Genomic DNA, 25254 nt, shown 5'->3' with positions numbered 1-25254 from the left:
AGGGCAACACCACTGCCCGCCGGGACAGCTCCCTCTTCCCGTAACCAAGACTTCAGAATTTAGAGAACAAGAGAGAACAGGGACCATATGTCCAGCGAATCCTCCTTCGGCCTCATGCAGATCGGCCTCGCCACCGCGGAAGACATCCGTGGCTGGTCTTACGGTGAGGTCAAGAAGCCGGAAACCATCAACTACCGCACGCTCAAGCCCGAGAAGGACGGCCTCTTCTGCGAGAAGATCTTTGGCCCGTCCCGCGACTGGGAATGCTACTGCGGCAAGTACAAGCGCGTGCGCTTCAAGGGCATCATTTGCGAGCGTTGTGGCGTTGAAGTCACCCGCGCCAAGGTGCGTCGTGAGCGCATGGGCCACATCGAACTGGCTGCACCTGTAACCCACATCTGGTACTTCAAGGGCGTTCCCTCGCGCTTGGGCTACCTTTTGGACCTGGCACCGAAGGACCTTGAGAAGGTCATCTACTTCGCTGCCTACATGATCACCAGCGTTGACACCGAAAGCCGTCACGCCGAACTGCCGAACCTCCAGGTTGAGCACGACCTCGAGAAGAAGCAGATGATCGACAACCGCGACAGCGACATCGCCACGATCGCCCGCGACCTTGAAGACGAGCTTGCCCGTCTTGAGGGCGAAGGCGCCAAGGCTGCCGACAAGAAGAAGGCCCGCGACTCCGCCGACCGCCAGATGGCGAACGTCCGCAAGCGTGCCGACGCCGACATCGAGCGCCTTGAGCAGGTCTGGGACCGCTTCAAGAACCTCAAGGTCGCCGACCTTGAAGGCGACGAGGGCCTCTACCGCGAACTGCGCGACCGCTATGGTCTGTACTTCGAGGGCTCCATGGGCGCCGAGGCAATCAAGAAGCGCCTCGAAACCTTTGACATGCAGGCTGAGGCTGAGTCCTTGCGCGACACCATCCAGAACGGCAAGGGCCAGCGCAAGACGCGTGCCCTGAAGCGCCTGAAGGTTGTCAACGCGTTCCTGACCACCAACAACAGCCCGCTCGGCATGGTTCTGGACGCCGTCCCGGTGATCCCGCCGGAACTGCGCCCGATGGTCCAGTTGGATGGTGGCCGCTTCGCGACCTCCGACCTCAACGACCTCTACCGTCGTGTGATCAACCGCAACAACCGTCTCAAGCGCCTGCTTGACCTGGGTGCTCCGGAGATCATCGTCAACAACGAGAAGCGCATGCTTCAGGAAGCTGTTGACAGCCTCTTCGACAACGGTCGTCGTGGCCGCCCCGTCACGGGTCCGGGCAACCGTCCCCTGAAGTCCCTGAGCGACATGCTCAAGGGCAAGCAGGGCCGCTTCCGCCAGAACCTGCTCGGCAAGCGCGTCGACTACTCCGGCCGTTCGGTCATCGTTGTCGGTCCGCAGCTGAAGCTGCACCAGTGTGGTCTGCCCAAGCAGATGGCCCTGGAGCTCTTCAAGCCGTTCGTGATGAAGCGCCTGGTTGACCTCAACCACGCCCAGAACATCAAGTCGGCAAAGCGCATGGTCGAGCGTTACCGTCCGCAGGTTTGGGACGTGCTGGAAGAGATCATCACCGAACACCCGGTGCTGCTCAACCGTGCACCTACCCTGCACCGCCTCGGCATCCAGGCCTTCGAACCGCAGCTTGTGGAAGGCAAGGCAATCCAGCTTCACCCGCTGGTTTGTGGCGCCTTCAACGCTGACTTCGACGGCGACCAGATGGCAGTCCACCTGCCGCTGAGCCCGGAAGCCCAGGCCGAAGCACGCATCCTGATGCTGTCCTCGAACAACATCCTGAAGCCGTCCGATGGCCGTCCGGTGACCCTGCCTTCGCAGGATATGATCATCGGTCTGTACCACCTGACCACCAAGCGTGTCGGTTCCGCCGGCGAAGGCCGTATCTTCTCCTCGGTTTCGGAAGCAATCATGGCGTACGACGCCCGTGAGCTGCACCTGAACTCCCAGGTCAAGATCCGCCTGGACGACTTCGTGCCGTACGCAGGATGGGAAGCTCCGGAAGGTTGGGAGCCCGGTCAGCCGGCTCTCGTTGAAACCTCCCTCGGCCAGGTCATCTTCAACCAGACGCTGCCTGAGGATTACCCGTGGGTTGAGGCTGTTGCAGACAAGGGCGAACTGTCCCGGATCGTCAACGACCTCGCAGAGCGCTACCCGAAGGTTGTAACGGCGGCAACGCTGGACAACCTGAAGGATGCCGGCTTCTACTGGGCCACCCGTTCGGGTGTCACGGTTGCCATCTCCGACATCGAGGTACCGACCTCCAAGCCCGCCATCCTGGCTGGTTACGAGAACATGGCTGCCAAGATCCAGGGCCAGTACGACAAGGGCCTGATCGACGACGACGAGCGTCGCCAGGAACTGATCGAGATCTGGAACAAGGCCACCAACGAGATCGCCCAGGCGATGCGCGACAGCCTGTCCCCGATGAACACCATCAACCGCATGGTGTCCTCCGGTGCACGTGGTAACTGGATGCAGGTCCGCCAGATTGCGGGTATCCGTGGTCTTGTGGCCAACCCGAAGGGCGAGATCATTCCCCGCCCGATCAAGTCCTCCTACCGTGAGGGCCTGTCGGTTCTGGAATACTTCATCGCCACGCACGGTGCCCGTAAGGGTCTGGCCGATACCGCTCTGCGTACCGCCAACTCGGGTTACCTGACCCGTCGTCTGGTGGACGTTTCGCAGGACGTCATCGTCCGTGAAGAGGACTGTGGCACCGAGCGCGGTCTGGTCACCCCGATCGCCGTGCCGGATTCCAACGGTGAGCTCGTCCTGGACGAGAACGTCGAGAACAGCGCCTACGCACGTACGCTGGCTGTCGACGTCGTCGATGCCCAGGGCAACGTCCTGGCTGCCGGCGGCACCGACTGCGGCGACGTCGTCATCGACCAGCTGCTGGCTGCAGGCATCACCGAGGTCAAGGTCCGCTCCGTACTCACCTGTGAGTCCAAGGTCGGCACCTGCGCGCTTTGCTACGGCCGTTCGCTGGCCACCGGCAAGACCGTTGACATCGGCGAGGCTGTGGGCATCATCGCCGCACAGTCCATCGGTGAACCCGGTACCCAGCTGACCATGCGTACGTTCCACACCGGTGGTGCTGTTTCCGCCGGCGGTGGCGACGACATCACCCAGGGTCTGCCCCGTATCCAGGAGCTCTTCGAAGCCCGTACTCCGAAGGGTGTCGCACCGATTGCTGAAGCAGCCGGCCGCATCACCATCGAAGAGTCCGAGCGCCAGATGCGCCTGGTCATCACTCCGGACGATGGTTCCGAAGAGATTGCCTACCCGGTGCTGCGCCGTTCCCGTCTCCTCATCGAGGATGGCGAGCACGTCAGCGTCGGCCAGAAGCTGATCAACGGTCCGGTGGACCCGAAGCAGGTTCTGCGCATCATGGGCCCGCGTGCCGCACAGAAGTTCCTCGTGGACGAAGTGCAGGGCGTTTACCGCAGCCAGGGTATTGGTATCCACGACAAGCACGTCGAGGTTATCGTCCGCCAGATGCTGCGCCGCGTGACCGTCATCGAGTCCGGCGACTCCGACTTGCTCCCCGGTGAGCTTGCAGAGCGCGCCCGCTTCGAGGACGAGAACCGCCGCGTCGTGTCCGAGGGCAAGGCCCCGGCTTCGGGTCGTCCGGAACTCATGGGTATCACCAAGGCTTCCTTGGCTACCGAGTCCTGGCTGTCGGCAGCTTCCTTCCAGGAGACCACCCGCGTCCTGACGCAGGCGGCCATGGAGGGCAAGAGCGATCCTCTGCTCGGCCTGAAGGAAAACGTCATCATCGGTAAGCTCATCCCGGCTGGTACGGGTCTGCCCCGCTACACAGAGGTCACTGTGGAGCCGACGGAAGAAGCAAAGGCAAGCCTGTTCACGGGCCCCAGCGCTTTCACCGACTTCTCCTATGACGCCCTGGGTGGCGATGGTGCTCCCGAGTTCCACGCCATCCCGCTGGATGACTACGATCTCGGCAACGACTTCCGGTAAAAACGGCAGTCAGCGTTTTGACGGTCGGGCCCCGCACTTTCGAGTGCGGGGCCTGACCCGTTAACGCACCTTGTGCGCGGCGACCCGGGGGAGGGGAGGACGACGGCGGCAGTCCAGGGCCGCCGTCGTCCTCCATACACCCGATTAAGGCTCCAGATCAAGCCGTGCTAGACTTTTGGTAATTGTTCTGTGTGGCAGTGGATGAAGGCCGCCGCAGCATCATTTTGGTTTTGTTCTCATGGTGCTGGGTGGAGCCTGTTTCCGGGTTGCGGGCAACATGCGCAACGAATGCCGCACTTTTGCACGCCTACCGGAGTTTCGGCCGGCTGCACGAGCAACGCCAAAGTTCCCACGTTTACACCGGCTGGCGCCTGTGTGTGGGGGCAGAGATCAAACAACGGAGAACACGAAAGTGCCTACGATTAACCAGCTGGTCCGCAAGGGCCGCACGCCGAAGGTCTCCAAGACCAAGGCTCCCGCGCTGAAGGGCAGCCCGATGCGTCGCGGTGTTTGCACCCGCGTTTACACCACCACCCCCAAGAAGCCGAACTCGGCTCTTCGTAAGGTGGCACGTGTGCGCCTCAACGGTGGCGTGGAAGTTACCGCTTACATCCCCGGTGTTGGCCACAACCTCCAGGAGCACTCCATCGTGCTCGTTCGTGGTGGTCGTGTGAAGGACCTTCCGGGTGTCCGCTACAAGATCGTCCGCGGCGCACTCGACACCCAGGGTGTCAAGAACCGCAAGCAGGCCCGCAGCCGTTACGGCGCAAAGATGGAGAAGAAGTAATATGCCTCGCAAGGGTCCGGCCCCGAAGCGGCCGCTAGTTTCCGATCCCGTTTACGGCTCCCCGTTGGTCACTCAGCTGATCAACAAGGTTCTGGTTGACGGCAAGAAGTCCACCGCAGAGCGCATCGTTTACGGCGCACTCGAAGGTGCACGTGCCAAGTCCGGCGGCGACCCCGTTGCCGCTCTCAAGAAGGCCATGGACAACGTCAAGCCTTCCCTCGAGGTGCGTTCACGCCGCGTTGGTGGCGCCACCTACCAGGTTCCGGTTGAGGTCAAGCCGGGCCGCTCCACCGCCCTCGCTCTGCGTTGGCTCGTGGGCTACTCCAAGGCCCGCCGGGAGAAGACCATGACCGAGCGCCTCCAGAACGAAATCCTGGATGCCTCCAACGGTCTCGGTGCCGCTGTCAAGCGTCGCGAAGACACCCACAAGATGGCCGAGTCGAACAAGGCCTTCGCACACTACCGCTGGTAAAACTTCCCGAACGCCGCCGGCTCCACCGAGCCGGCGGCGGACGTGTAGTCCATCCGAAAGGGAGACCCCGTGGCACAGGACGTGCTTACCGACCTTAACAAGGTCCGCAATATCGGCATCATGGCCCACATCGATGCCGGCAAGACCACCACTACCGAGCGCATCCTGTTCTACACGGGTGTGAACCACAAGATCGGCGAGACGCACGACGGCGCCTCGACGACTGACTGGATGGAACAGGAAAAGGAACGCGGCATCACCATCACGTCTGCCGCCGTGACTTGCTTCTGGAACCAGAACCAGATCAACATCATCGACACCCCGGGCCACGTGGACTTCACGGTCGAGGTTGAGCGCTCCCTGCGTGTCCTCGACGGCGCAGTCGCAGTGTTCGACGGCAAGGAAGGCGTGGAGCCGCAGTCCGAGACTGTTTGGCGCCAGGCTGACAAGTACAACGTTCCGCGCATCTGCTTCGTCAACAAGATGGACAAGCTCGGTGCCGACTTCTACTTCACCGTAGACACCATCATTTCCCGCCTTGGTGCCAAGCCGCTGGTCATGCAGCTGCCGATCGGTGCCGAGAACGACTTCATTGGTGTGGTTGACCTCCTCGAAATGCGCGCCCTGGTTTGGCCTGGCGACGCTAAGGGTGACGTCACCATGGGCGCTTCCTACGAAGTGCAGGAAATCCCGGCGGACCTCCAGGCCAAGGCCGAAGAGTACCGTGCACAGCTCGTTGAGACTGTGGCCGAGGCTTCCGAAGAGCTCATGGAGAAGTACCTCGAAGGTGAAGAACTCACCCTTGAGGAACTCAAGGCCGGCATCCGCAAGATGACCATCAACTCCGAGTTGTACCCCGTGTTCTGTGGCTCTGCCTTCAAGAACCGCGGCGTGCAGCCGATGCTTGACGCTGTTGTCGACTACCTGCCGAACCCGCTCGACGTCCCGCCGATGATCGGTCACGATCCCCGCGACGAAGAGAAGGAACTGACCCGCAAGCCGTCTGCAGACGAGCCGTTCTCGGCCCTCGCCTTCAAGATTGCTGCGCACCCGTTCTTCGGCCAGCTGACCTTCGTTCGCGTGTACTCCGGTCACGTCGAGGCCGGCGCCCAGGTTGTTAACTCCACCAAGGGCAAGAAGGAACGTATCGGCAAGCTGTTCCAGATGCACGCCAACAAGGAAATGCCTGTTGAAGGCGCTACCGCCGGCCACATCTACGCAGCCATTGGTCTGAAGGACACCACCACGGGCGACACCCTGTGCGATGCCAACAACCAGATCGTCCTCGAGTCCATGAGCTTCCCGGAGCCCGTGATCTCGGTTGCCATCGAGCCCAACACCAAGGGTGACCAGGAGAAGCTTTCCACGGCCATCCAGAAGCTCTCCGCTGAGGATCCGACCTTCCAGGTCTCCCTCAACGAAGACACGGGCCAGACCATCATCGCCGGCATGGGCGAGCTCCACCTGGACATCCTGGTGGACCGCATGCGCCGCGAATTCAAGGTCGAGGCAAACGTCGGCAAGCCGCAGGTTGCTTACCGCGAAACCATCAAGCGCGCAGTCGAGCGTCATGACTACACGCACAAGAAGCAGACCGGTGGTTCGGGTCAGTTCGCAAAGATCCAGATTGCGATCGAGCCGATGGACACCTCTTCAGGCGAACTGTACGAGTTCGAGAACAAGGTCACTGGTGGCCGCGTTCCGCGCGAATACATCCCGTCTGTTGACGCCGGTATCCAGGATGCACTGAACGACGGCGTCCTGGCCGGTTACCCGGTTGTCGGCATCAAGGCCACGCTGATCGACGGCGCGTCCCACGATGTTGACTCCTCGGAAATGGCGTTCAAGATCGCCGGACGTATGGCTTTCAAGGAAGCTGCACGCAAGGCGAACCCTGTTCTGCTTGAACCGCTGATGGATGTTGAGGTCCGCACACCTGAGGAATACATGGGTGATGTTATTGGTGACCTGAACGCCCGCCGTGGCCAGATGCAGTCCATGGAGGACGCAGCAGGTGTGAAGGTTATCCGTGCACACGTTCCGCTGTCCGGCATGTTCGGCTACATCGGTGACCTGCGGTCCAAGACCCAGGGTCGCGCTGTGTACTCCATGACGTTCAACAGCTACGCGGAGGTCCCGAAGGCAGTAGCCGACGAGATCATCCAGAAAACCCGCGGCGAGTAATCTCCCGGTAACGGATGCAATTCCGGTATCGGGAAGGCATCTAAGCGCTTGAGGCGGGGCTGTGGCGAGAGCTGCAGCCCGGCCCCTGCGCAAACAGGCTCTAGGAACTATCATTGGTTCCTGAATCTGCAATTTCACCAAAACCAAGCCCCCAAGTAGACTTGCTAAAGTTTCTGCCGCGAAAAGCGCGGCCGAGGAGCACTTCACTTGAAATCGTTCTAGGAGGAACCTGTGGCAAAGGCAAAGTTCGAGCGGACTAAGCCGCACGTCAACATCGGCACCATTGGTCACGTTGACCACGGTAAGACGACGCTGACTGCCGCCATTTCCAAGGTGCTGTACGACCAGTACCCGGATCTCAACGAGCAGCGCGACTTCGCGTCGATCGACTCCGCTCCGGAAGAGCGCCAGCGCGGTATTACCATCAACATCTCCCACGTGGAGTACCAGACCGAGAAGCGCCACTACGCACACGTAGACGCCCCCGGTCACGCTGACTACATCAAGAACATGATCACCGGTGCTGCCCAGATGGACGGCGCAATCCTCGTGGTTGCTGCAACCGATGGTCCGATGGCTCAGACCCGTGAGCACGTTCTGCTCGCCCGCCAGGTTGGTGTTCCCTACCTGCTGGTCGCACTGAACAAGTCCGACATGGTTGATGACGAAGAACTCCTCGACCTCGTCGAAATGGAAGTTCGTGAGCTCCTGAGCTCGCAGGGCTTCGATGGCGATGAGGCTCCGGTTGTTCGCGTTTCCGGTCTCAAGGCTCTGGAAGGCGACCCGGTTTGGGTCAAGTCCGTCCAGGACCTGATGGCAGCTGTCGACGAGTCCGTTCCGGACCCCGTACGTGACCGCGACAAGCCGTTCCTGATGCCGATCGAAGACGTCTTCACGATCACCGGTCGTGGCACCGTTGTTACGGGCCGCGCCGAGCGTGGAACCCTCGCCATCAACTCCGAGGTTGAGATCGTTGGCATCCGCCCGATCCAGAAGACCACGGTTACCGGTATCGAGATGTTCCACAAGCAGCTCGACGAAGCATGGGCCGGCGAGAACTGTGGCCTTCTGCTCCGCGGTCTCAAGCGCGACGATGTCGAGCGTGGCCAGGTTGTCGTCAAGCCGGGTTCCATCACCCCGCACACCGACTTCGAGGCAAACGTCTACATCCTTTCCAAGGACGAAGGCGGACGTCACAACCCGTTCTACTCCAACTACCGCCCGCAGTTCTACTTCCGTACCACGGACGTAACCGGCGTTATCACCCTGCCGGAAGGCACGGAAATGGTTATGCCTGGCGACAACACTGAGATGACCGTTGCGCTCATCCAGCCGATCGCTATGGAAGAGGGCCTCGGCTTCGCTATCCGCGAAGGCGGCCGCACCGTTGGTTCGGGACGTGTCACCAAGATCATCAAGTAGTCACTGCTTGTAGATCAGTGATCTCCCGGCCCAGCCGGTAGTTTGCTTGGAAGAACCCCACCGCTTCTGCGGTGGGGTTCTTCTTTGCTATTGTTTATCTATCGAATGGATAAAACGCTGGCGGATGCCCACTGCCAGCGACACCAAGGAGTTGCCATGAACGCCCTGCTGATCGTGATGCTTGTTGCCATCTCCGGGGTGATCGGCAATGCGTTGGGTCGGAGCCAAGGGCGTCGGTCGGCGCTTCGCGAGGACACCCACTCCCGGATGCCGGGCACCCAGGCGTACCAGGCAGGCTACCTGGCCGGACATGTGGCGGGTTGGCGCGATGCCGAGGCCAAACGCCAGGGGAGCAGCACACAGTCCCCGGCGCAACGGTCGCCTGCGGCTGTCCGCCCCACAGTTCAACAGTCTGCTTCACCGCGGCCCATCCCAGTGCCGTTCCCGCCCGCGCATCCTGCCAGTGCACGGTCAGCGCCTGTGCAGGTACCACTCCCTGCGCAGGGTCCACGTCCTGTGCAGGGGCAGTCTCCTGTGCAGGGTCCACCTCCTGTGCAGGGGCAGTCTCCTGTGCAGGGGCCGTCTCCCGTTCGGGAATCCCCGGCGGAGGTGGCGGCCCGTAAGGCGCGGCGCGATCAGCAGAACATCAACATCACCCTCTACGTCGCCAGCTTGCTGCTGGTGGCCGCGGGGGCCTTGTTTGTAGGGACCAGCCTCCCGGAATTGTTCCGATTCGCGGGGATCTGGTTCATCACGGCGTTGTTCTACATCTCAGGATTGATCATCCATGCGAAGATCCCGCGGCTTAGGCCGGCAGCGACGGCCTTCGTCGGGACCGGATTGGCACTGATTCCCGTTACCGGCTTGGCCATGTACAACTTCGTTCTGCACAATGGGCCCGCTGCCTGGCTGGTTACTTCATTGCTGGGGACCGTCGTGTATGCGTATACGGCGGTGAAGCTGGACAACAAGGTCCTGGCCTACTTGTCGATCAGTTTCGTTGTCTCCACGGCGTGGTCTGGAGTCTCCATGCTTGGCGGTGCGCTGGTGTGGTACTTCACTGCCCTGATCGGCGTTGCCATCCTCCTGACATTGGGGGCGTTGCTTCGTCCGCGGTGGATTCCTCCGCTGTATGTGCGCCCACTGATGCTGCTGCACCCCTATGTTGTTCCCCTGGTGGCCTTGGCCGTGACTTTCACTCCGCACCTTTTGTCGTACGGTGAGTATGCCCTGGTGATGCTGATGTGTGGCTGCTACTTCACAGTGATGGTCATGGTGCCTCGCGCCCGGTACAGGCTGCAACACTTCCATGCGGCCAGGGCCGCGCTGACTCTGTCCCTCCTGGGGCTGGTGTGGGACGTCTCTTCGGATGTCAGCGCAGTGCTTCTGGTTACTGTGCTCTGCCTCGGCGTCCAGTCACTGGGGGTTGCGTTCGGTGGTGCCAAGCTGGCTCCCCGCCTGCGATGGACTGACGCGGTATTGTGCTGGGGCCTGCAACTCGTGGCCGCCGCTGTTCTGACGGCGGTTCTGGGCTTCGGCAGCTTCGACCTTCCCGTCCATGTACCCCTGTACGTGACCATGCTGACGTCCATGGTGTTGGGCTGGAGGCTTGCACGGGAGCCGGCGCCCGCAGCCGCCGCTGTCCTGTTTGCGCCAGCTGCTGTTGCCGGGACCGGCCTCGCCCTGGCAGTCCTCGTGGGTGCTTGGCCGGTTGCCCTGCTCTTGGCAACGGCGGGCTTCTACTGGCCGGTGGCGGCGTTGCTTAGGCAGACGGCCAACCGGCAGCACTTGGTTCTCGCCGGCCGGATAGCACTGACGGCGGCTGTCCCGGCCACCGTGGCGGCCATCTTCGAACACAGCCCGGACAGGTTTGCCCATACCTTGGTGGCGCTCGTTGCCGCGGCGGGCCTTCAGGAACTTGGCAGTGCGGTACTGTGGCGGCGCGGCGTCCAGCTCGTGGCGCCGCAGGCAACTGCAGCCGTGGCCGGGGGCGTCGCGATGGCTGCGCTTCTGCTGCTGCCGGTCGTTGACCATGTCGCGGGTCGTCCGAGTGTTTCGTTGGCGGTTCTCCTGGTCCTGGCCACGGGACTGGCCTCCGGAATGCTGCTCTTGCGCTCCGTGAAGGGCACGCAAGGTGGCGTGGGGACGTGGACTCCGACAAGCGGGGAGGTGCTCGCTCCCGTCACTGCCATCGTTGCCGGCGCCGTCGCTGCTGCTGCCGTATCGCTGACGTTGGCGAACCTGGTGCTTCTGGCAATTACCATCTACTTCGGCGCCACTGCGTTACGGTTCAGGGGTCCGTACCCCCGCCAAGGCTACTGGTGGTTTGCACGCGCTGCTGGAACCTTGCTGACGGCCTCTGTCACTGTTGACGCGTTGCGTAGTGGCTGGACTCTGCAGATCGCGGGGGAGACTCCCGGTGTTCCGCTCGTCGTAGCAACTGTTGCAGCATTGCAGTTGGTGTTCCCCTTGTCCAGCCGGTTCCGGCCCCGGTTCCCGCGGGCTTCCGTTGTCGATGCGGCGGTTACGGTCGCGGTGATGGCGGGAGCCACCATCACGTTGTCATTTGGTGCGACGGCGGGAGGCTGGTTGCCCAGGGACAGTTGGCAACCGGGGGTGGTCGCCATCGCCACGGCCGTCGCTGCGGTCGCATGCACCGTGGTCCTGCGTGGTGGCCCGGGCGCCTGGGTTTTCGCTCCGGCAGCGTTGGTGCTGCTTCTGCCACTTCGGCTCGGGCACATCCACGACGTCGAGGTCCTCCTTGCCATTTTCGCTGGCTGCAGCGCCGTCATGATGGCCCTCGCCCGCAATTCCCGTGTACGCGGCGCGTACCTTGCGGGGCTTCGGATTCTCGGGGCGTCCTTCATCACCGTAGTGGTGGCGGATGCTACAGATTCCCCGGCTGCTGTGGTCATCGTGCTGGCTTTGCTTCTGCTGCTCCAGCATGTTCTGACCCTGTTCCTGCGTCAGCGCCACGTGGCCGTTGCCTTCCAACAGCCAACCACGTGGGCCGCCTTGGGTGCCCAGCTCTTGCTTCCTTTCGGCTACTTGGCGTCCGGGGCTTACGACGGCGGTGGTCGTTGGGTGGTCATGGCCGGCTTGGTCGTCGTCCCGGCAGCGGTGGCCATCGCCTGGCGTTTCCTGGGTGTGCGTGGAGCCCAATACCTGGGTGCCGCTGCTCTCGGGGCGCTGGTGATGGTTTCGGGGCCGGCGCTTCGATTCCCTTCTTCCACGTGGCTGTCGCTGCCACTGTTGAATGAGTCCCAGGTGCCCGTAACGCTGTTGGGGCTCGCTGCCTGCCTGGTTGTTTTCCGGATTGCCTTCCCGCCGCGGACCCAAAAGCCCGGTTCCACCACCCTGGTCGCCGTGGAGCGCTGGTTCTGGTTGGCGACCTCCATGGCTTTCGTGGGCCTCGGCTGCCTGTTGACCTTGCCTGTGGACTACGCCCTTACCGGGTTGTCGGTGCTGACACTGGCTGGCGTCCTGTTCGCTGCCTCCCATGTGGAAGGACTGCCTCGTCTTTATGCTGCGGCCGCGCCGGCGGTGCTGCTCGGTGCGGTGCCCGCCGTCGAGGGTTTGCTCCGCAACCTGCCCTTTGACGTCTGGTCGCATTACGCCGTCTGGCTCCTGGGTGCCGGCGGTGCGGCTGCGGGCCTGTACGCAGTGAGGATCATGGGGCCGGCGGCCATCCGCGGTGAGCTGTGGCGCGAGCGATCCCTGGCCGGCACCGCGGTGCTCGGACTGGCGGCGGCGGCCGTAGCTGGCATGATCCACGATGAGACTGCCTTGGTGGCCTTCGTGCTGGTGTCAGCCACAGGTGCGGTGGTGGTGGCCGAAGCTCCCCGGGGGAAGTGGCTCGCCGGCGAAGCGGCAAGCGTGATCTCCCTCGCCGCCCTGCAGCGGGCAGTGTTGTTCGTTGGTGATGCCCGCCCCGACTGGTTCTGGACTGTGCAGTGGTACGTCGTGGCAGCTGCTGTTTTGGCAGGACTGCGCTACATCAAGGGGCGGCGCTTCAACCAGGATCAGAGCCGGGCGGGCCTGCTGCGCCTGTGCATCGGGGCCGGGATCCTGTCTGTGACCTCAGTGGGCACCATTTTTGGTGGAACCGCGGGGCAGCAACTGTATGTTCTTGTGGCACACGTGGTGCTGCTCGCGGTGGGACTCATCGTGGCCGAGCGCCTGCTGGTTGCCTGGGGTGCCGTCGGCGTGGTGCTGAGCATCATGTGGGCGCTCCGCACCTACGCGTTCGCGATGCTGGCGCTTGTGGCCGTGGGCCTCATTGTGCTCGCGGTGTGGCGCTTGAACCGTAAACCGCCCACCGGCCCCGACGACGCGGCCGTCAGCGATGGCTCGAATAACACAGAGTCCTCGCGGGGCTACGGCGGCGTCCGATAGGGTTGGATTCTACGAAGAGGAGCACGGTGTGGAATTCCTGATTTTCCTGGTAGTCATAGCTGCCATTGCTGGTGCGGTTGTGTGGGGACGCAAGAACTTCCGGCAAGAGATCGACAGGGCCAAGCGCATCAGGCGGGCCAACAAGAACCAGTAGCATCGGGCGGCGAGGGCCGGGCTACCCGCCTACCGGGCCAGCGCCGCCAATTGATCCCAGCACCGACCCGGCAGCGATTTAACCCGCTTGCGCTACTCAGCCTGGCTGCCCTGCTCCTCCCGACTGTGCTGCTCCCGGACGCGCTACTGGTCCCGGACGCGCGCCCGCGCCAAGGCCCTGAGCCAGTAGAACGATTCCTTCGGCGTCCGTTCCAACGTCTCGAAGTCCACATGGACCAGGCCGAAGCGTTGCGAGTAGCCGGCTGCCCACTCGAAATTGTCCAGCAGCGTCCACACGTAGTATCCGCGCAGATCCACGCCCTCCGCCACGCCACCCGGGCCGGTCGCGCTGACGGCGTGGCCCAGATGCTCAGCCAGGTACGCGATCCGGTTGGTGTCCTGGACAGGGCCGTCCACATGGGCGGGCTCCGGAAAGCTGGCTCCGCCCTCAGTGATGAACACAGGGGGCAACGCATCCCCGTAGCGCTGCTTCATCTCCTGGAGCACCGTGGCGAGTTGCTCCGGTGCTTCGGGCCAGCCGAAGCCCGTGGTCTGGTACTCCTGATAGGCGGCCAGGTGGAACGGGATGTTTGCCATCTCCTCCGCCTGCCCGGTAGGAATTTCAGCCGGGCCCCGCCCCGAAGCCACCTTGATGGGGTAGTAGTAGTTCAAGCCATAGAAATCCAGGGGCTGGCTGATTGTCTCGAGGTCGCCGTCGAGCACAGGGCCCAGGGAACGGAACCATGGCCACAGGGGAAGTGATGGCTTGGGGTACTTGCCCAAGAGGACTGCGTCGGCGTAGATGCGGTTCAACATCAGGTCCAGGGCCTCAGCCATAAGGCGGTCCGAGAGCCGGTTGCTTGCCGGCCGGACGGGGGAGTGCATATTGGACAGGCCGATCTTGCCTTTAACACCCTCTGCCCTGAGTGCTTTGACTGCCAGCCCGTGGCCCAGCAGCTGATGATGGGCGGCGGGCAGGCTGTCGAACAGGAGCTGGCGGCCCGGGGCGTGCGCCCCCAACGCGTAGCCCTGCAGGGTGACGGACACGGGTTCGTTCACTGTGACCCAGTGGTCCACGCGGTCGCCGAACCGGCGTGCGGCCACAGCGGCATAGTCTGCCAGCCGCCGCGCCGTGTCCCTGTTCATCCAGCCGCCTGCATGCTCAAGGGCCAGCGGGGTATCCCAGTGATAGAGGGTGACCATGGGGGAGATGCCAGCGGCCAGGAGCTTGTCCAACAAGCGATCGTAGAAGTCCAGTCCCCGCTGGTTGACCGCCCCCCGGCCGTCGGGTTGGATCCTTGGCCACGACAACGACAACCGGTAGGAATCGACGCCAAGCTCCTGCATGAGGGCTATGTCCTCGTCCGCGCGGTTGTAGTGGTCGCAGGCCACGGTGGGGGAGCCGCCGTCGACGATTGCTCCTGGCTTTTCCGCGAACGCATCCCACCCGGACGGCCCGCGGCCATCGGCCGTGAGGGAACCCTCGATCTGGAAGGCGGCAGCTGCCACCCCCAACGTGAAACCAGGCCGCAGGCGTGCAGCGAGATCTTCCACTGAGCCTGAATCCTGGACGGACATGCCACCATCATCCCCAGTTGGCGAAGGCCGGGCAATGCCCAATGCGGGCCGATTGGCCTTTGCTCCGGATTTCCGCCATACTGGATGAGTTGTTCAAGCGCTTCTTCGTGTCCCGATCCGGATAATGCCGGGTGTCAGGGTCCAGGTTGAAGCCCAAACATAACCCTGAACCCCATGGAATGCGGTCGAGTCTGCGTGGAAATCGCGACACGCCCGACCGCGGGGGTCGGTGCGCCGGCAGGTTGAGGAACCCGGAATATCCGGATTCAGCTTGTGCGGCGTGTGGTGGTAAAACCTCAAACGCCTCGGCGGCCACATCAACAGGTAAGTAAACAGAGCAGCCCTAACTAGAGCAGCACTAGCTGAAAGAGAGTCAGGCGACATGGCGGGACAAAAAATCCGCATCCGGCTGAAGTCATATGACCACGAGGTCATTGATGTTTCAGCGCGGAAGATCGTTGAGACGGTCACGCGCGCAGGCGCAACGGTAGTCGGCCCGGTGCCGCTGCCCACGGAGAAGAACGTTTACTGCGTTATTCGCTCTCCTCACAAGTACAAGGACAGCCGTGAGCACTTTGAAATGCGTACTCACAAGCGTCTGATCGACATCATCGACCCCACGCCGAAGGCCGTTGACTCGCTTATGCGTCTCGACCTGCCTGCAGACGTGAACATCGAAATCAAGCTCTAGGGAGGTGCTGAGAGACTATGACCGCAACCCGTAACGTAAAGGGCCTGCTGGGCACGAAGCTCGGCATGACCCAGGTCTGGGACGAGAACAACAAGCTCATCCCGGTAACTGTCGTCCAGGCTGACTCCAACGTCATCACGCAGCTGCGCAACGCAGATGTCGATGGCTATGTCGCCGTCCAGATCGGCTACGGCCAGATCGACCCCCGCAAGGTCACCAAGCCGCTGGCTGGTCACTTTGAAAAGGCTGGCGTTACCCCTCGCCGCCACGTCGTCGAACTGCGTACCGCAGACGCCGCATCCTACGAGCTGGGCCAGGAGCTCTCTGTTGAGATCTTCGAAGCCGGCCAGAAGATCGACGTCGTCGGCACCTCCAAGGGTAAGGGCTTCGCCGGTGTTATGAAGCGTCACGGCTTCCACGGCGTTGGCGCTTCCCACGGTGCCCACAAGAACCACCGTAAGCCTGGCTCCATCGGTGGCGCATCCACCCCGAGCCGCGTCTTCAAGGGCCTGAAAATGGCCGGCCGCATGGGCGCCGAGCGTCACACCACGCTGAACCTCACGGTTCACGCTGTTGACGTTGAGAAGTCGCTGCTCCTTATCAAGGGTGCCGTCCCCGGTGCCCGCGGCCAGGTCGTACTCGTACGCACCGCCGTGAAGGGAGCCTAGTTCAATGACTAGCACTGTCAAGGTAGACCTGCCTGCAGAGATCTTCGACGTCCAGACCAACGTGCCGCTGCTGCACCAGGTCGTCGTCGCACAGCTCGCTGCTGCACGCCAGGGTACTCACAAGACGAAGACCCGCGCCGAGGTTTCCGGTGCAGGTCGCAAGCCGTTCAAGCAGAAGGGCACCGGCCGCGCCCGTCAGGGTTCCATCCGTGCTCCTCACATGACCGGCGGTGGCGTTGTCCACGGTCCGACACCTCGTGACTACAGCCAGCGCACCCCCAAGAAGATGAAGGCTGCTGCACTCCGCGGCGCCCTGTCTGACCGCGCCCGCAACGGTCGCATCCACGTCATCGCTGAACTGGTAGCCGGCACCAAGCCGTCCGCCAAGGACGCACTGGCTTCGCTGCGCTCTGTCACTGAGCGCAAGAACCTGCTCGTCGTTATCGAGCGCGCCAACGATGTTGCTGCACTTTCCGTGCGCAACCTCCAGGATGTTCACGTTCTGTACGCAGACCAGCTGAACACCTACGACGTGCTCATCTCCGACGACGTGGTCTTCACAAAGGCTGCTTTCGAGGCGTTCGTCGCTGACAAGGCAAAGAACGAGGAGGCCTCCAAGTGAGCGTAACCACCATCAAGGATCCGCGCGACGTCGTGCTTGCACCCGTCGTTTCGGAAAAGAGCTACGGTCTGATCGACGAAGGCAAGTACACCTTCCTGGTGGACCCTCGCTCGAACAAGACCGAGATCAAGCTGGCCGTTGAGAAGATCTTCTCGGTCAAAGTTGACTCGATCAACACCATCAACCGTGCCGGTAAGCGCAAGCGCACCAAATTCGGCTGGGGACAGCGCAAGAGCACCAAGCGTGCAATTGTCACCCTCAAAGAAGGCACAATCGACATCTTCGGCGGTCCGCTCGCGTAGCGGAGACCACTTTAACGAGGAAATAAATTATGGGAATCCGTAAATACAAGCCGACTACCCCGGGCCGTCGTGGCTCGAGCGTAGCCGACTTTGCTGAAATCACGCGATCGACTCCGGAAAAGTCGTTGCTGCGTCCGCTGCACAAGACTGGCGGCCGTAACAACTCCGGTAAGATCACCACCCGTCACAAGGGTGGTGGGCACAAGCGCCAGTACCGTCTGATCGACTTCCGTCGTCACGACAAGGACGGCATCAACGCCCGCGTTGCCGAAATCGAGTACGACCCGAACCGCACGGCTCGCATCGCACTCCTGCACTACGTTGATGGCACCAAGCGTTACATCATCGCCCCCAACAAGCTGTCCCAGGGTGACTTCGTCGAGGCTGGCCCCGACGCTGACATCAAGCCGGGCAACAACCTGCCGCTGCGCAACATCCCGGTTGGTACCGTAATCCACGCAGTTGAACTGCGTCCGGGTGGCGGCGCCAAGATGGCACGTTCCGCAGGTGCTTCGGTACAGCTCGTTGCCAAGGAAGGCCGTTTCGCCCAGCTGCGTCTGCCCTCCGGTGAAATCCGCAACGTTGACGTGCGCTGCCGCGCAACCGTCGGCGAGGTCGGCAACGCCGAGCAGTCGAACATCAACTGGGGCAAGGCCGGCCGCATGCGCTGGAAGGGCGTTCGCCCGACTGTCCGTGGTGTAGCCATGAACCCGGTTGACCACCCGCACGGTGGTGGTGAAGGTAAGACTTCCGGTGGACGTCACCCGGTTAACCCGAACGGCAAGCCTGAGGGCCGTACCCGCCGTCCGAACAAAGAGAGCGACAAGCTTATTGTTCGTCGCCGCCGTACTGGCAAGAACAAGCGATAGGAGCCTGGACACATGCCACGCAGCCTGAAAAAAGGTCCTTTCGTTGACCAGCACCTCTTTGTGAAGGTCGCACGGGAAAACGATAAGGGCACCAAGAACGTCATCAAGACCTGGTCCCGTCGTTCGATGATCATCCCCGACATGCTCGGGCACACGATCGCCGTACACGACGGACGCAAGCACATCCCGGTGTTTGTCACTGAGTCGATGGTCGGGCACAAGCTCGGCGAATTCGCTCCCACGCGGACATTCCGCGGCCATGTTAAGGACGACCGTAAGGGCAAGCGCCGCTAAGGCGCCTGACCTTACGTCTTAGACGAGAGAAGGAAAGCAATGGAAGCCAAGGCTATTGCGCGTCACATCCGCGTAACGCCTATGAAGGCCCGGCGCGTCGTCAACCTTGTTCGTGGTAAGCAAGCGAATGAGGCTCTGGCAATTCTGAAGTTTGCCCCCCAGGCAGCTTCGGAGCCGGTATTCAAGGTACTTCAGTCGGCAATGGCCAACGCACGTGTCCTCGCGGACCGTGACGGCGTTGCATTCGACGACAGCGACCTGTTCATCAGCGAAGCATTCGTTGATGAAGGCCCGACCATGAAGCGGTTCCAGCCGCGTGCCCAAGGCCGCGCCTACCGCATCAGGAAGCGGACCAGCCACATCACGTTGGTCGTGGCAACCCCCGAGAAAGAGGAGGCTCGCTAAGTGGGACAGAAAGTAAACCCGCACGGGTTCCGACTCGGCATCACCACCGACCACGTTTCGCACTGGTTCGCTGACAGCACCAAGCCGGGACAGCGCTACAAGGACTTCGTCCGCGAGGACATCAAGATCCGTCAGCTCATGTCCACCGGCATGGAGCGCGCCGGCATCGCCAAGGTCGAGATCGAGCGCACCCGTGACCGTGTCCGCGTGGATATCCACACGGCACGCCCGGGCATCGTCATCGGTCGCCGCGGCGCCGAAGCAGACCGCATCCGCGGCGAGCTCGAAAAGCTCACCGGCAAGCAGGTTCAGCTGAACATCCTCGAGGTCAAGAACCCCGAGATGGAAGCACAGCTTGTTGCCCAGGGCATCGCTGAGCAGCTGACTTCCCGCGTGGCTTTCCGCCGTGCGATGAAGAAGGCAATGCAGTCCGCACAGCGTGCGGGTGCCAAGGGCATCCGTGTTGCTTGCTCGGGTCGTCTGGGTGGCGCAGAAATGTCCCGCTCGGAGTTCTACCGCGAAGGCCGTGTGCCCCTGCACACCCTCCGCGCGAACATCGACTACGGCTTCTACGAAGCCAAGACCACCTTCGGCCGCATCGGTGTGAAGGTTTGGATCTACAAGGGTGACGTAACCGCCAAGGAACTGGCTCAGCAGGCAGCTGCTGCTCCGTCCCGTGGCCGTGCAGGAGACCGTCCGGGCCGCCCGGGTGGCGACCGCCGTCGTCGTAACGACCGTCCGGCAGCTGAGGCAGCACCTGCTGCCGTTGAAGCACCGGCCGCTGAAGCTGCTGCTCCGGCAGCAGAAGGAGGACAGGCTTAAATGCTTATCCCACGTCGAGTCAAGCACCGTAAGCAGCACCACCCGGGTCGTTCCGGCGCTGCTACGGGCGGCACCAAGGTCAGCTTCGGTGAGTACGGTATCCAGGCCCTGAGCCCGGCATACGTTACCAACCGTCAGATCGAGTCCGCTCGTATCGCGATGACCCGCCACATCAAGCGTGGCGGTAAGGTCTGGATCAACATCTACCCGGACCGTCCGCTGACGAAGAAGCCTGCTGAAACCCGTATGGGTTCCGGTAAGGGTTCTCCGGAATGGTGGGTCGCAAACGTCAAGCCGGGCCGGGTTCTCTTCGAACTCTCCGGTGTCAATGAAGAGGTAGCTCGCGAGGCCCTGCGCCTGGCAATCCACAAGCTGCCGTTGAAGGCACGCATTGTGCGTCGCGAAGGTGGTGAATAGAAATGGCAGTAGGGTCGAAGGATCTCGCACCCGCACAGCTGGACGGTTTCGACAACGAGCGTCTCGTTGAAGAACTCCGCAAGTCCAAGGAAGAGCTGTTCAACCTGCGTTTCCAGTCCGCCACCGGACAGCTGGAGAACCACGGTCGCCTGCGCGCGGTAAAGAAGGACATCGCACGCATCTACACCGTTCTCCGTGAGCGCGAGCTGGGCATTCGTGCCGAGGTTGCCGCACCGGTTGTGGAAGCCAAGGAAGAAAAGAAGTCCAAGAAGGCTGCCAAGGCTGAAAAGGCCGAGGTTGAAGCTGGAGAGGACGCCAAGTGAGCGAGAAGGAAACTGTGACGGAAGCAGCAGCCAGCGCTGAACAGCGCGGTTACCGTAAGACGCGTCGCGGCTACGTTGTCTCTGACAAGATGGAAAAGACCATCGTTGTTCAGGTTGAAGACCGCGTAAAGCACGCTCTGTACGGCAAGGTTATTCGCCGCACCTCGAAGATCAAGGCTCACGACGAAGAGAACACCGCCGGCATCGGCGACCTCGTTCTCATCTCTGAGACCCGCCCGCTGTCCGCTACCAAGCGGTGGCGTCTGGTGGAGATCCTCGAAAAGGCCAAGTAAATCCAACGCCAGGCACGCCTGGCCGTGATTCACTGGAAAGGTCCGCATTCCCTACGGAATGCGGGCCTTTCCGCTTTCCGGCCCGTTTCGGCTGCTGGCCTTAAACGTGCTAGGATATTGAGTTTGTATGGCGCCACTTGTGCGTCGTCCACTACCTCGTAAACAATCGTGCCGCTGCATACTGCCCCGCGCAGAGTTTTCTGCAAGGGAAGCTGATGCTTGTGGCACGGGCGTTTAGGCCTGTTCTGGCAAAATCCAGGCAGGTCAAGAGACACCCCGATCAACCGTTCCGCAAGGCTCATTCCGTATGCATGATTTCGGTCTGAGAACCGGCGCGACGCAAGGAGTAGAAATTGATTCAGCAGGAGTCGCGACTCAAGGTCGCCGACAACACGGGTGCTAAGGAAATCCTTACCATTCGCGTTCTCGGTGGATCCGGTCGTCGCTACGCAGGCATCGGCGACGTCATCGTCGCCACCGTCAAGGACGCTATCCCTGGCGGCAACGTAAAGAAGGGTGACGTCGTCAAGGCTGTCATCGTTCGTACCAAGAAGGAACGCCGCCGTGCGGATGGTTCCTACATCAAGTTTGACGAAAACGCAGCTGTGATTCTGAAGAACGACGGTGACCCCCGCGGTACCCGTATCTTCGGCCCGGTTGGTCGTGAACTTCGCGACAAGAAGTTCATGAAGATCGTTTCGCTGGCCCCGGAGGTGCTTTAGTCCATGGCTAAGATCAAGAAGGGTGACCTCGTTCAGGTCATCACCGGCGCCAAGCAGGAACGCGGCGGAGACCGCGGCAAGCAGGGCAAGGTTCTGCGCGTATTCCCGGACACCAACCGCGTGCTGGTAGAGGGAATCAACCGCGTCACCAAGCACACCAAGGTCGGTCAGTCGCAGCGCGGCACCAAGACCGGTGGCATCGAGGTCGTTGAGGCCCCGATCCACGTTTCCAACGTTGCTCTGGTAGACCCGTCGACCAAGAAGCCGACCCGTGTTGGTTTCCGTCTCGACACCGTTGAGAAGGATGGCCGCACCAAGACCGTCCGTATCCGCGTGTCCAAGGCCACCGGGAAGGACATCTGATGAGTGAAACACTGTCTGAGACCACTGTCGCAAACAAGATCGTTCCGCGTCTGAAGACGAAGTACGCAGAGACCATCAAGAAGTCGCTGCAGGACGAATTCAACTACGCGAACGTGAACCAGGTTCCCCGCCTGGTGAAGGTTGTAGTGAACATGGGTGTTGGAGATGCCGCCAAGGACTCCAAGCTGATCGACGGCGCTGTCCGCGACCTCACCCTGATCACCGGCCAGAAGCCGCAGGTAACCAAGGCCCGCAAGTCGATCGCCCAGTTCAAGCTGCGCGAAGGCATGCCCATCGGTGCACACGCAACTCTGCGTGGAGACCGCATGTGGGAATTCGTGGATCGTCTGGTTTCGCTGGCTCTGCCCCGCATCCGTGACTTCCGCGGCCTCAACGGCAAGCAGTTCGACGGTAACGGCAACTACACCTTCGGTCTGACCGAGCAGGTTATGTTCCACGAAATCGACCAGGACTCCATTGACCGCGTACGCGGCATGGACATCACGGTTGTCACCACCGCCAAGACCGACGACGAAGGCCGCGCGCTGCTCAAGGCGCTTGGTTTCCCGTTCAAGACCGAAAACTAACTACGTGACAGGTCCGACTGCGCAGGCTCCTAAGAGCAAGCACAGCGGAAACCGGTACGAGGAAGGGCTATAGCCCAAATGACTATGACAGATCCTGTCGCAGACATGCTCACGCGTCTGCGCAATGCAAACTCGGCATACCACGACACCGTGTCCATGCCGTACAGCAAACTGAAGGCACGCGTTGCTGACATCCTGAAGGCAGAAGGCTACATTGCCGGCTGGAAGGAAGAGGACGCCGAGGTTGGCAAGAAGCTGACCATCGACCTGAAGTTCGGTCCGAACCGCGAGCGTTCCATCGCTGGCGTCCGCCGCATCTCCAAGCCGGGCCTCCGCGTTTACGCGAAGTCCACCAACCTGCCTCACGTGCTGGGTGGCCTGGGTATCGCAATCCTGTCCACCTCTTCCGGCCTCCTGACTGACAAGCAGGCCGGCAAGAAGGGCGTGGGCGGCGAAGTCCTCGCGTACGTCTGGTAACGGGAAAGGAAGAGAATAATGTCACGTATTGGACGTCTCCCCATCACCGTTCCTGCCGGAGTTGAGGTCAAGCTCGATGGCTCCGTCATCAGCGTCAAGGGTTCCAAAGGCGAGCTGAGCCACACTGTGGCCAGCCCGATCGAGGTCTCCCTGGAAGAGAACACTCTCACGGTCACCCGCCCGAACGACGAGCGCAACTCGCGTTCGCTGCACGGCCTGACCCGCACCCTGATCGCCAACATGATCCAGGGCGTTACCGAGGGCTACGAGAAGAAGCTTGAAATCGTTGGTACCGGTTACCGCGTTCAGGCAAAGGGTTCTGACCTGGAGTTCGCTCTGGGCTACAGCCACCCGGTTAACGTCTCTGCACCCGAAGGCATCACCTTCGTAGTAGAGGGTCCGACCAAGCTCTCTGTTGCGGGTATCAACAAGCAGCAGGTCGGCGAGGTTGCTGCCAACATTCGCAAGCTGCGCAAGCCCGACCCCTACAAGGGCAAGGGTGTCCGTTACGCCGGCGAAGTCATCCGCCGCAAGGTCGGAAAGGCTGGTAAGTAAACCATGGCCATCGCAATTAACAAGAAGCGTACGAACAAGAGCAAGTCGGCTGCACGCAACCGTCGCCAGCTTCGTATCCGCAAGCGCATCACCGGTACGGCTGCACGTCCTCGTCTGGTCGTCAACCGCTCGGCACGCCACATGTTCGTCCAGGTTGTCGATGACAGCAAGGGTGTAACCGTGGCTTACGCTTCCACTCTGGAAGCTGACCTTCGTGCACTTGACGGAGACAAGACTGCCAAGGCCAAGCGCGTCGGCGAGCTCGTTGCCAAGCGTGCAAAGGCTGCAGGCGTCGAGGCTGTTGTCTTCGACCGTGGCGGTAACAAGTACCACGGCCGCATCGCCGCCGTCGCTGACGGTGCTCGCGAAGGTGGGCTGGCACTGTGACCGTTGAAAATAACGAAAAGGACATTCAGGTGACTGAAGCTGTAGCTGCTGAAGCAACTGAGACCGCACCCGCTACCGATGACCGCCGCGGCGGACGTCGTGGCGACCGTGGCCAGGGCCGCGGCGACCGTGGTGGCCGTGGTGGCCGCGACGGCGGTCGTGAAGCCGAGAAGAGCCAGTTCGTAGAGCGCGTTGTCACCATCAACCGCGTTGCCAAGGTCGTCAAGGGTGGTCGTCGCTTCAGCTTCACCGCCCTGGTGGTCGTCGGTGACGGCAACGGCATGGTCGGCGTCGGCTACGGCAAGGCCAAGGAAGTTCCCGCTGCTATCGCAAAGGGCGTAGAAGAGGCCAAGAAGTCCTTCTTCCGCGTTCCCCGCGTTGGCAACACCATCCCGCACCGTGTCCAGGGTGAGGCTGCTGCAGGCGTTGTCCTGCTGCGTCCGGCTTCCGCCGGTACCGGTGTTATCGCCGGTGGTCCGGTCCGCGCGGTATTGGAGTGCGTGGGTATCCACGACATCCTCTCCAAGTCGCTCGGTTCTTCCAACGCGATCAACATCGTTCACGCGACCGTTGCCGCTCTGAAGCAGCTCGAAGAGCCCGCTTCCGTGGCTGCCCGCCGTGGCCTGCCGCTGGACGAGGTTGCTCCTGCTGCTCTGGTGCGCGCGCTCCAGAACCAGAAGGCAGGTGTTTAGTCATGGCTAAGAACCTGACTCCCTCCGACGCCCAGTTGGAGATCACCCAGATCAAGGGCGTCATCGGCGCCAAGCAGAACCAGATCGCTACCCTTCGGTCCCTCGGCCTGAAGCGCATCGGACACACTGTTGTCCGTACCGCTGACGCCGTAACCGTTGGCATGCTGAACACGGTTCCGCACCTCGTGAATGTAGAGGAGGCGAAGTAATGGCAGAGAACAAGACCGCCGCAGAGGCTGCTGAGAAGCAGAACACTCTGAAGGTCCACCACCTGCGTCCCGCCCCGGGTGCCAAGACAGCCAAGACCCGTGTTGGTCGTGGTGAAGGCTCCAAGGGTAAGACCGCTGGTCGCGGTACCAAGGGTACGAAGGCCCGCTACCAGGTAAAGGCTGGCTTTGCCGGCGGCCAGCTGCCGCTGCACATGCGCCTGCCGAAGCTGCGCGGCTTCAAGAACCCGTTCCGGGTTGAATTCCAGGTTGTAAACCTGGAGAAGCTCAACGAGCTGTTCCCGGAAGGTGGCACTGTCACCGTTGAGTCCCTGGTTGAGAAGGGTGCCGTTCGCAAGAACCAGCCCGTAAAGGTGCTCGGCACCGGCGACATCACCGTCAAGGTTGACGTCACCGTGCACGCATTCTCTTCCAGCGCTGCGGAAAAGATTGCCGCAGCAGGCGGATCCACCACTGCCCTCTAAGGGTTTGTGGGGCATCAGCCCGCTGTAACAAAGAATCCCGGTATGCGGGGCTTCGGCCCCGGATACCGGGATTTTTTTCGTGGTTGTGGACTCTCG

Annotated in this window: 28 protein-coding genes; 27 read left to right on the top strand and 1 reads right to left on the bottom strand. The window is 61.9% G+C overall.

What is annotated here, in order from left to right:
• Nucleotides 1-87: 87 nt before the first annotated feature.
• From IEY62_RS02620 to IEY62_RS21775, 7 genes are all read left to right on the top strand, one after another.
• Nucleotides 88-3987, top strand: coding sequence for a DNA-directed RNA polymerase subunit beta' (locus tag IEY62_RS02620; RefSeq protein WP_189013652.1), 3900 nt, complete (start codon nucleotides 88-90; stop codon nucleotides 3985-3987).
• A 412-nt stretch (nucleotides 3988-4399) separates the two neighbouring features.
• The gene (gene rpsL / locus IEY62_RS02615) at nucleotides 4400-4774 is read left to right on the top strand and encodes a 30S ribosomal protein S12 (RefSeq protein WP_009358312.1); all 375 of its coding nucleotides are present in this window, start codon (nucleotides 4400-4402) and stop codon (nucleotides 4772-4774) included.
• A gap of 1 nt (nucleotide 4775) precedes the next feature.
• Nucleotides 4776-5246 (top strand): 30S ribosomal protein S7, encoded by a 471-nt coding sequence (rpsG, locus tag IEY62_RS02610; RefSeq protein WP_003803829.1) that lies wholly within the window; start codon nucleotides 4776-4778, stop codon nucleotides 5244-5246.
• Nucleotides 5247-5315: 69 nt separating this feature from the next.
• The gene (gene fusA, locus IEY62_RS02605) at nucleotides 5316-7430 is read left to right on the top strand and encodes an elongation factor G (RefSeq protein ID WP_018776690.1); all 2115 of its coding nucleotides are present in this window, start codon (nucleotides 5316-5318) and stop codon (nucleotides 7428-7430) included.
• Nucleotides 7431-7661: 231 nt separating this feature from the next.
• Nucleotides 7662-8852, top strand: coding sequence for an elongation factor Tu (tuf, locus tag IEY62_RS02600; RefSeq protein ID WP_018776689.1), 1191 nt, complete (start codon nucleotides 7662-7664; stop codon nucleotides 8850-8852).
• Between the two features lie 156 nt (nucleotides 8853-9008).
• Nucleotides 9009-13247: a proline-rich domain-containing protein gene (locus IEY62_RS02595; protein WP_229785005.1), complete on the top strand. Its 4239-nt coding sequence runs from the start codon at nucleotides 9009-9011 to the stop codon at nucleotides 13245-13247.
• Between the two features lie 28 nt (nucleotides 13248-13275).
• Nucleotides 13276-13401 (top strand): hypothetical protein, encoded by a 126-nt coding sequence (locus IEY62_RS21775; protein WP_268241107.1) that lies wholly within the window; start codon nucleotides 13276-13278, stop codon nucleotides 13399-13401.
• A gap of 143 nt (nucleotides 13402-13544) precedes the next feature.
• On the opposite strand, the gene IEY62_RS02590 is transcribed toward IEY62_RS21775, so the two are convergent.
• Entirely contained in the window at nucleotides 13545-14978 is a 1434-nt protein-coding gene (locus IEY62_RS02590) for a GH1 family beta-glucosidase (protein WP_189013650.1), read from the bottom strand.
• Between the two features lie 382 nt (nucleotides 14979-15360).
• On the opposite strand from IEY62_RS02590, the gene rpsJ reads away from it, so the two are divergent.
• The 20 genes from rpsJ to rplO all read left to right on the top strand — a co-directional run bounded on the left by rpsJ (nucleotide 15361) and on the right by rplO (nucleotide 25158).
• Nucleotides 15361-15669, top strand: a complete 309-nt coding sequence (gene rpsJ / locus IEY62_RS02585; RefSeq protein ID WP_003803825.1) for a 30S ribosomal protein S10 — start codon at nucleotides 15361-15363, stop codon at nucleotides 15667-15669.
• A 17-nt stretch (nucleotides 15670-15686) separates the two neighbouring features.
• A complete protein-coding gene (gene rplC / locus IEY62_RS02580; protein ID WP_018776685.1) occupies nucleotides 15687-16337 on the top strand; it encodes a 50S ribosomal protein L3 in 651 nt (216 codons plus the stop codon).
• A gap of 4 nt (nucleotides 16338-16341) precedes the next feature.
• Entirely contained in the window at nucleotides 16342-16959 is a 618-nt protein-coding gene (gene rplD, locus IEY62_RS02575; RefSeq protein WP_018776684.1) for a 50S ribosomal protein L4, read from the top strand.
• Nucleotides 16956-17261, top strand: a complete 306-nt coding sequence (rplW, locus tag IEY62_RS02570) for a 50S ribosomal protein L23 (RefSeq protein WP_011775593.1) — start codon at nucleotides 16956-16958, stop codon at nucleotides 17259-17261. The genes rplD and rplW overlap by 4 nt, the downstream gene beginning before the upstream one ends.
• 29 nt (nucleotides 17262-17290) lie before the next feature.
• A complete protein-coding gene (gene rplB / locus IEY62_RS02565; RefSeq protein WP_011775592.1) occupies nucleotides 17291-18130 on the top strand; it encodes a 50S ribosomal protein L2 in 840 nt (279 codons plus the stop codon).
• A 12-nt stretch (nucleotides 18131-18142) separates the two neighbouring features.
• On the top strand, nucleotides 18143-18424 hold the full coding sequence (gene rpsS, locus IEY62_RS02560) for a 30S ribosomal protein S19 (RefSeq protein WP_011775591.1): 282 nt from the start codon (nucleotides 18143-18145) through the stop codon (nucleotides 18422-18424).
• Nucleotides 18425-18463: 39 nt separating this feature from the next.
• Complete coding sequence (gene rplV / locus IEY62_RS02555) at nucleotides 18464-18829, top strand: 50S ribosomal protein L22 (RefSeq protein ID WP_018776683.1); 366 nt, start codon at nucleotides 18464-18466, stop codon at nucleotides 18827-18829.
• Nucleotides 18830-19651, top strand: coding sequence for a 30S ribosomal protein S3 (gene rpsC, locus IEY62_RS02550; RefSeq protein ID WP_011775589.1), 822 nt, complete (start codon nucleotides 18830-18832; stop codon nucleotides 19649-19651).
• The gene (gene rplP, locus IEY62_RS02545) at nucleotides 19652-20068 is read left to right on the top strand and encodes a 50S ribosomal protein L16 (RefSeq protein WP_003803795.1); all 417 of its coding nucleotides are present in this window, start codon (nucleotides 19652-19654) and stop codon (nucleotides 20066-20068) included.
• Between the two features lie 2 nt (nucleotides 20069-20070).
• Nucleotides 20071-20391 carry a 50S ribosomal protein L29 gene (gene rpmC, locus IEY62_RS21630; RefSeq protein WP_014922387.1) on the top strand — a complete coding sequence of 107 codons (321 nt, stop codon included), beginning with the start codon at nucleotides 20071-20073 and terminating at the stop codon, nucleotides 20389-20391.
• Entirely contained in the window at nucleotides 20388-20684 is a 297-nt protein-coding gene (gene rpsQ, locus IEY62_RS02535; RefSeq protein WP_011775587.1) for a 30S ribosomal protein S17, read from the top strand. The genes rpmC and rpsQ overlap by 4 nt, the downstream gene beginning before the upstream one ends.
• Nucleotides 20685-21037: 353 nt before the next feature.
• Nucleotides 21038-21406, top strand: a complete 369-nt coding sequence (gene rplN / locus IEY62_RS02530; protein ID WP_003803789.1) for a 50S ribosomal protein L14 — start codon at nucleotides 21038-21040, stop codon at nucleotides 21404-21406.
• 3 nt (nucleotides 21407-21409) lie between these two features.
• Nucleotides 21410-21769, top strand: coding sequence for a 50S ribosomal protein L24 (rplX, locus tag IEY62_RS02525; RefSeq protein WP_144659420.1), 360 nt, complete (start codon nucleotides 21410-21412; stop codon nucleotides 21767-21769).
• Complete coding sequence (gene rplE / locus IEY62_RS02520; RefSeq protein ID WP_018776681.1) at nucleotides 21769-22356, top strand: 50S ribosomal protein L5; 588 nt, start codon at nucleotides 21769-21771, stop codon at nucleotides 22354-22356. Before rplX ends, rplE begins: the two co-directional genes overlap by 1 nt.
• Nucleotides 22357-22434: 78 nt before the next feature.
• Nucleotides 22435-22833, top strand: coding sequence for a 30S ribosomal protein S8 (rpsH, locus tag IEY62_RS02515; RefSeq protein WP_011775584.1), 399 nt, complete (start codon nucleotides 22435-22437; stop codon nucleotides 22831-22833).
• Nucleotides 22834-22851: 18 nt separating this feature from the next.
• On the top strand, nucleotides 22852-23388 hold the full coding sequence (rplF, locus tag IEY62_RS02510; RefSeq protein ID WP_018776680.1) for a 50S ribosomal protein L6: 537 nt from the start codon (nucleotides 22852-22854) through the stop codon (nucleotides 23386-23388).
• Nucleotides 23389-23391: 3 nt separating this feature from the next.
• On the top strand, nucleotides 23392-23775 hold the full coding sequence (gene rplR / locus IEY62_RS02505; protein ID WP_018776679.1) for a 50S ribosomal protein L18: 384 nt from the start codon (nucleotides 23392-23394) through the stop codon (nucleotides 23773-23775).
• Between the two features lie 29 nt (nucleotides 23776-23804).
• Nucleotides 23805-24467: a 30S ribosomal protein S5 gene (rpsE, locus tag IEY62_RS02500; protein WP_189013648.1), complete on the top strand. Its 663-nt coding sequence runs from the start codon at nucleotides 23805-23807 to the stop codon at nucleotides 24465-24467.
• A gap of 2 nt (nucleotides 24468-24469) precedes the next feature.
• Complete coding sequence (gene rpmD / locus IEY62_RS02495; RefSeq protein ID WP_026539814.1) at nucleotides 24470-24676, top strand: 50S ribosomal protein L30; 207 nt, start codon at nucleotides 24470-24472, stop codon at nucleotides 24674-24676.
• Nucleotides 24676-25158, top strand: coding sequence for a 50S ribosomal protein L15 (gene rplO / locus IEY62_RS02490; protein ID WP_018776676.1), 483 nt, complete (start codon nucleotides 24676-24678; stop codon nucleotides 25156-25158). Before rpmD ends, rplO begins: the two co-directional genes overlap by 1 nt.
• The last annotated feature ends 96 nt before the right edge of the window (nucleotides 25159-25254 follow it).

This window comes from Paenarthrobacter histidinolovorans (genome assembly GCF_014647595.1).
Lineage (GTDB): Bacteria > Actinomycetota > Actinomycetes > Actinomycetales > Micrococcaceae > Arthrobacter > Arthrobacter histidinolovorans.
This window is presented reverse-complemented; position numbering and strand designations above follow the sequence as displayed.

Bases quoted from the DNA above. Each gene is read 5' to 3' on its own strand.
- rpsG (WP_003803829.1), top strand. From the start codon at position 4,776: ATGCCTCGCAAGGGTCCGGCCCCGAAGCGGCCGCTAGTTTCCGATCCC.
- rpsJ (WP_003803825.1), top strand. From the start codon at position 15,361: ATGGCGGGACAAAAAATCCGCATCCGGCTGAAGTCATATGACCACGAG.
- rpmD (WP_026539814.1), top strand. From the start codon at position 24,470: ATGGCTAAGAACCTGACTCCCTCCGACGCCCAGTTGGAGATCACCCAG.
- rpsH (WP_011775584.1), top strand. From the start codon at position 22,435: ATGACTATGACAGATCCTGTCGCAGACATGCTCACGCGTCTGCGCAAT.
- IEY62_RS02595 (WP_229785005.1), top strand. From the start codon at position 9,009: ATGAACGCCCTGCTGATCGTGATGCTTGTTGCCATCTCCGGGGTGATC.
- rpmC (WP_014922387.1), top strand. From the start codon at position 20,071: ATGGCAGTAGGGTCGAAGGATCTCGCACCCGCACAGCTGGACGGTTTC.
- IEY62_RS02620 (WP_189013652.1), top strand. From the start codon at position 88: ATGTCCAGCGAATCCTCCTTCGGCCTCATGCAGATCGGCCTCGCCACC.
- rplB (WP_011775592.1), top strand. From the start codon at position 17,291: ATGGGAATCCGTAAATACAAGCCGACTACCCCGGGCCGTCGTGGCTCG.
- rplR (WP_018776679.1), top strand. From the start codon at position 23,392: ATGGCCATCGCAATTAACAAGAAGCGTACGAACAAGAGCAAGTCGGCT.
- rplD (WP_018776684.1), top strand. From the start codon at position 16,342: ATGACTAGCACTGTCAAGGTAGACCTGCCTGCAGAGATCTTCGACGTC.
- rplE (WP_018776681.1), top strand. From the start codon at position 21,769: ATGAGTGAAACACTGTCTGAGACCACTGTCGCAAACAAGATCGTTCCG.
- rpsS (WP_011775591.1), top strand. From the start codon at position 18,143: ATGCCACGCAGCCTGAAAAAAGGTCCTTTCGTTGACCAGCACCTCTTT.
- rplP (WP_003803795.1), top strand. From the start codon at position 19,652: ATGCTTATCCCACGTCGAGTCAAGCACCGTAAGCAGCACCACCCGGGT.
- IEY62_RS02590 (WP_189013650.1), bottom strand. From the start codon at position 14,978: ATGTCCGTCCAGGATTCAGGCTCAGTGGAAGATCTCGCTGCACGCCTG.
- rplC (WP_018776685.1), top strand. From the start codon at position 15,687: ATGACCGCAACCCGTAACGTAAAGGGCCTGCTGGGCACGAAGCTCGGC.
- rplV (WP_018776683.1), top strand. From the start codon at position 18,464: ATGGAAGCCAAGGCTATTGCGCGTCACATCCGCGTAACGCCTATGAAG.
- rplX (WP_144659420.1), top strand. From the start codon at position 21,410: ATGGCTAAGATCAAGAAGGGTGACCTCGTTCAGGTCATCACCGGCGCC.
- rplO (WP_018776676.1), top strand. From the start codon at position 24,676: ATGGCAGAGAACAAGACCGCCGCAGAGGCTGCTGAGAAGCAGAACACT.
- rplF (WP_018776680.1), top strand. From the start codon at position 22,852: ATGTCACGTATTGGACGTCTCCCCATCACCGTTCCTGCCGGAGTTGAG.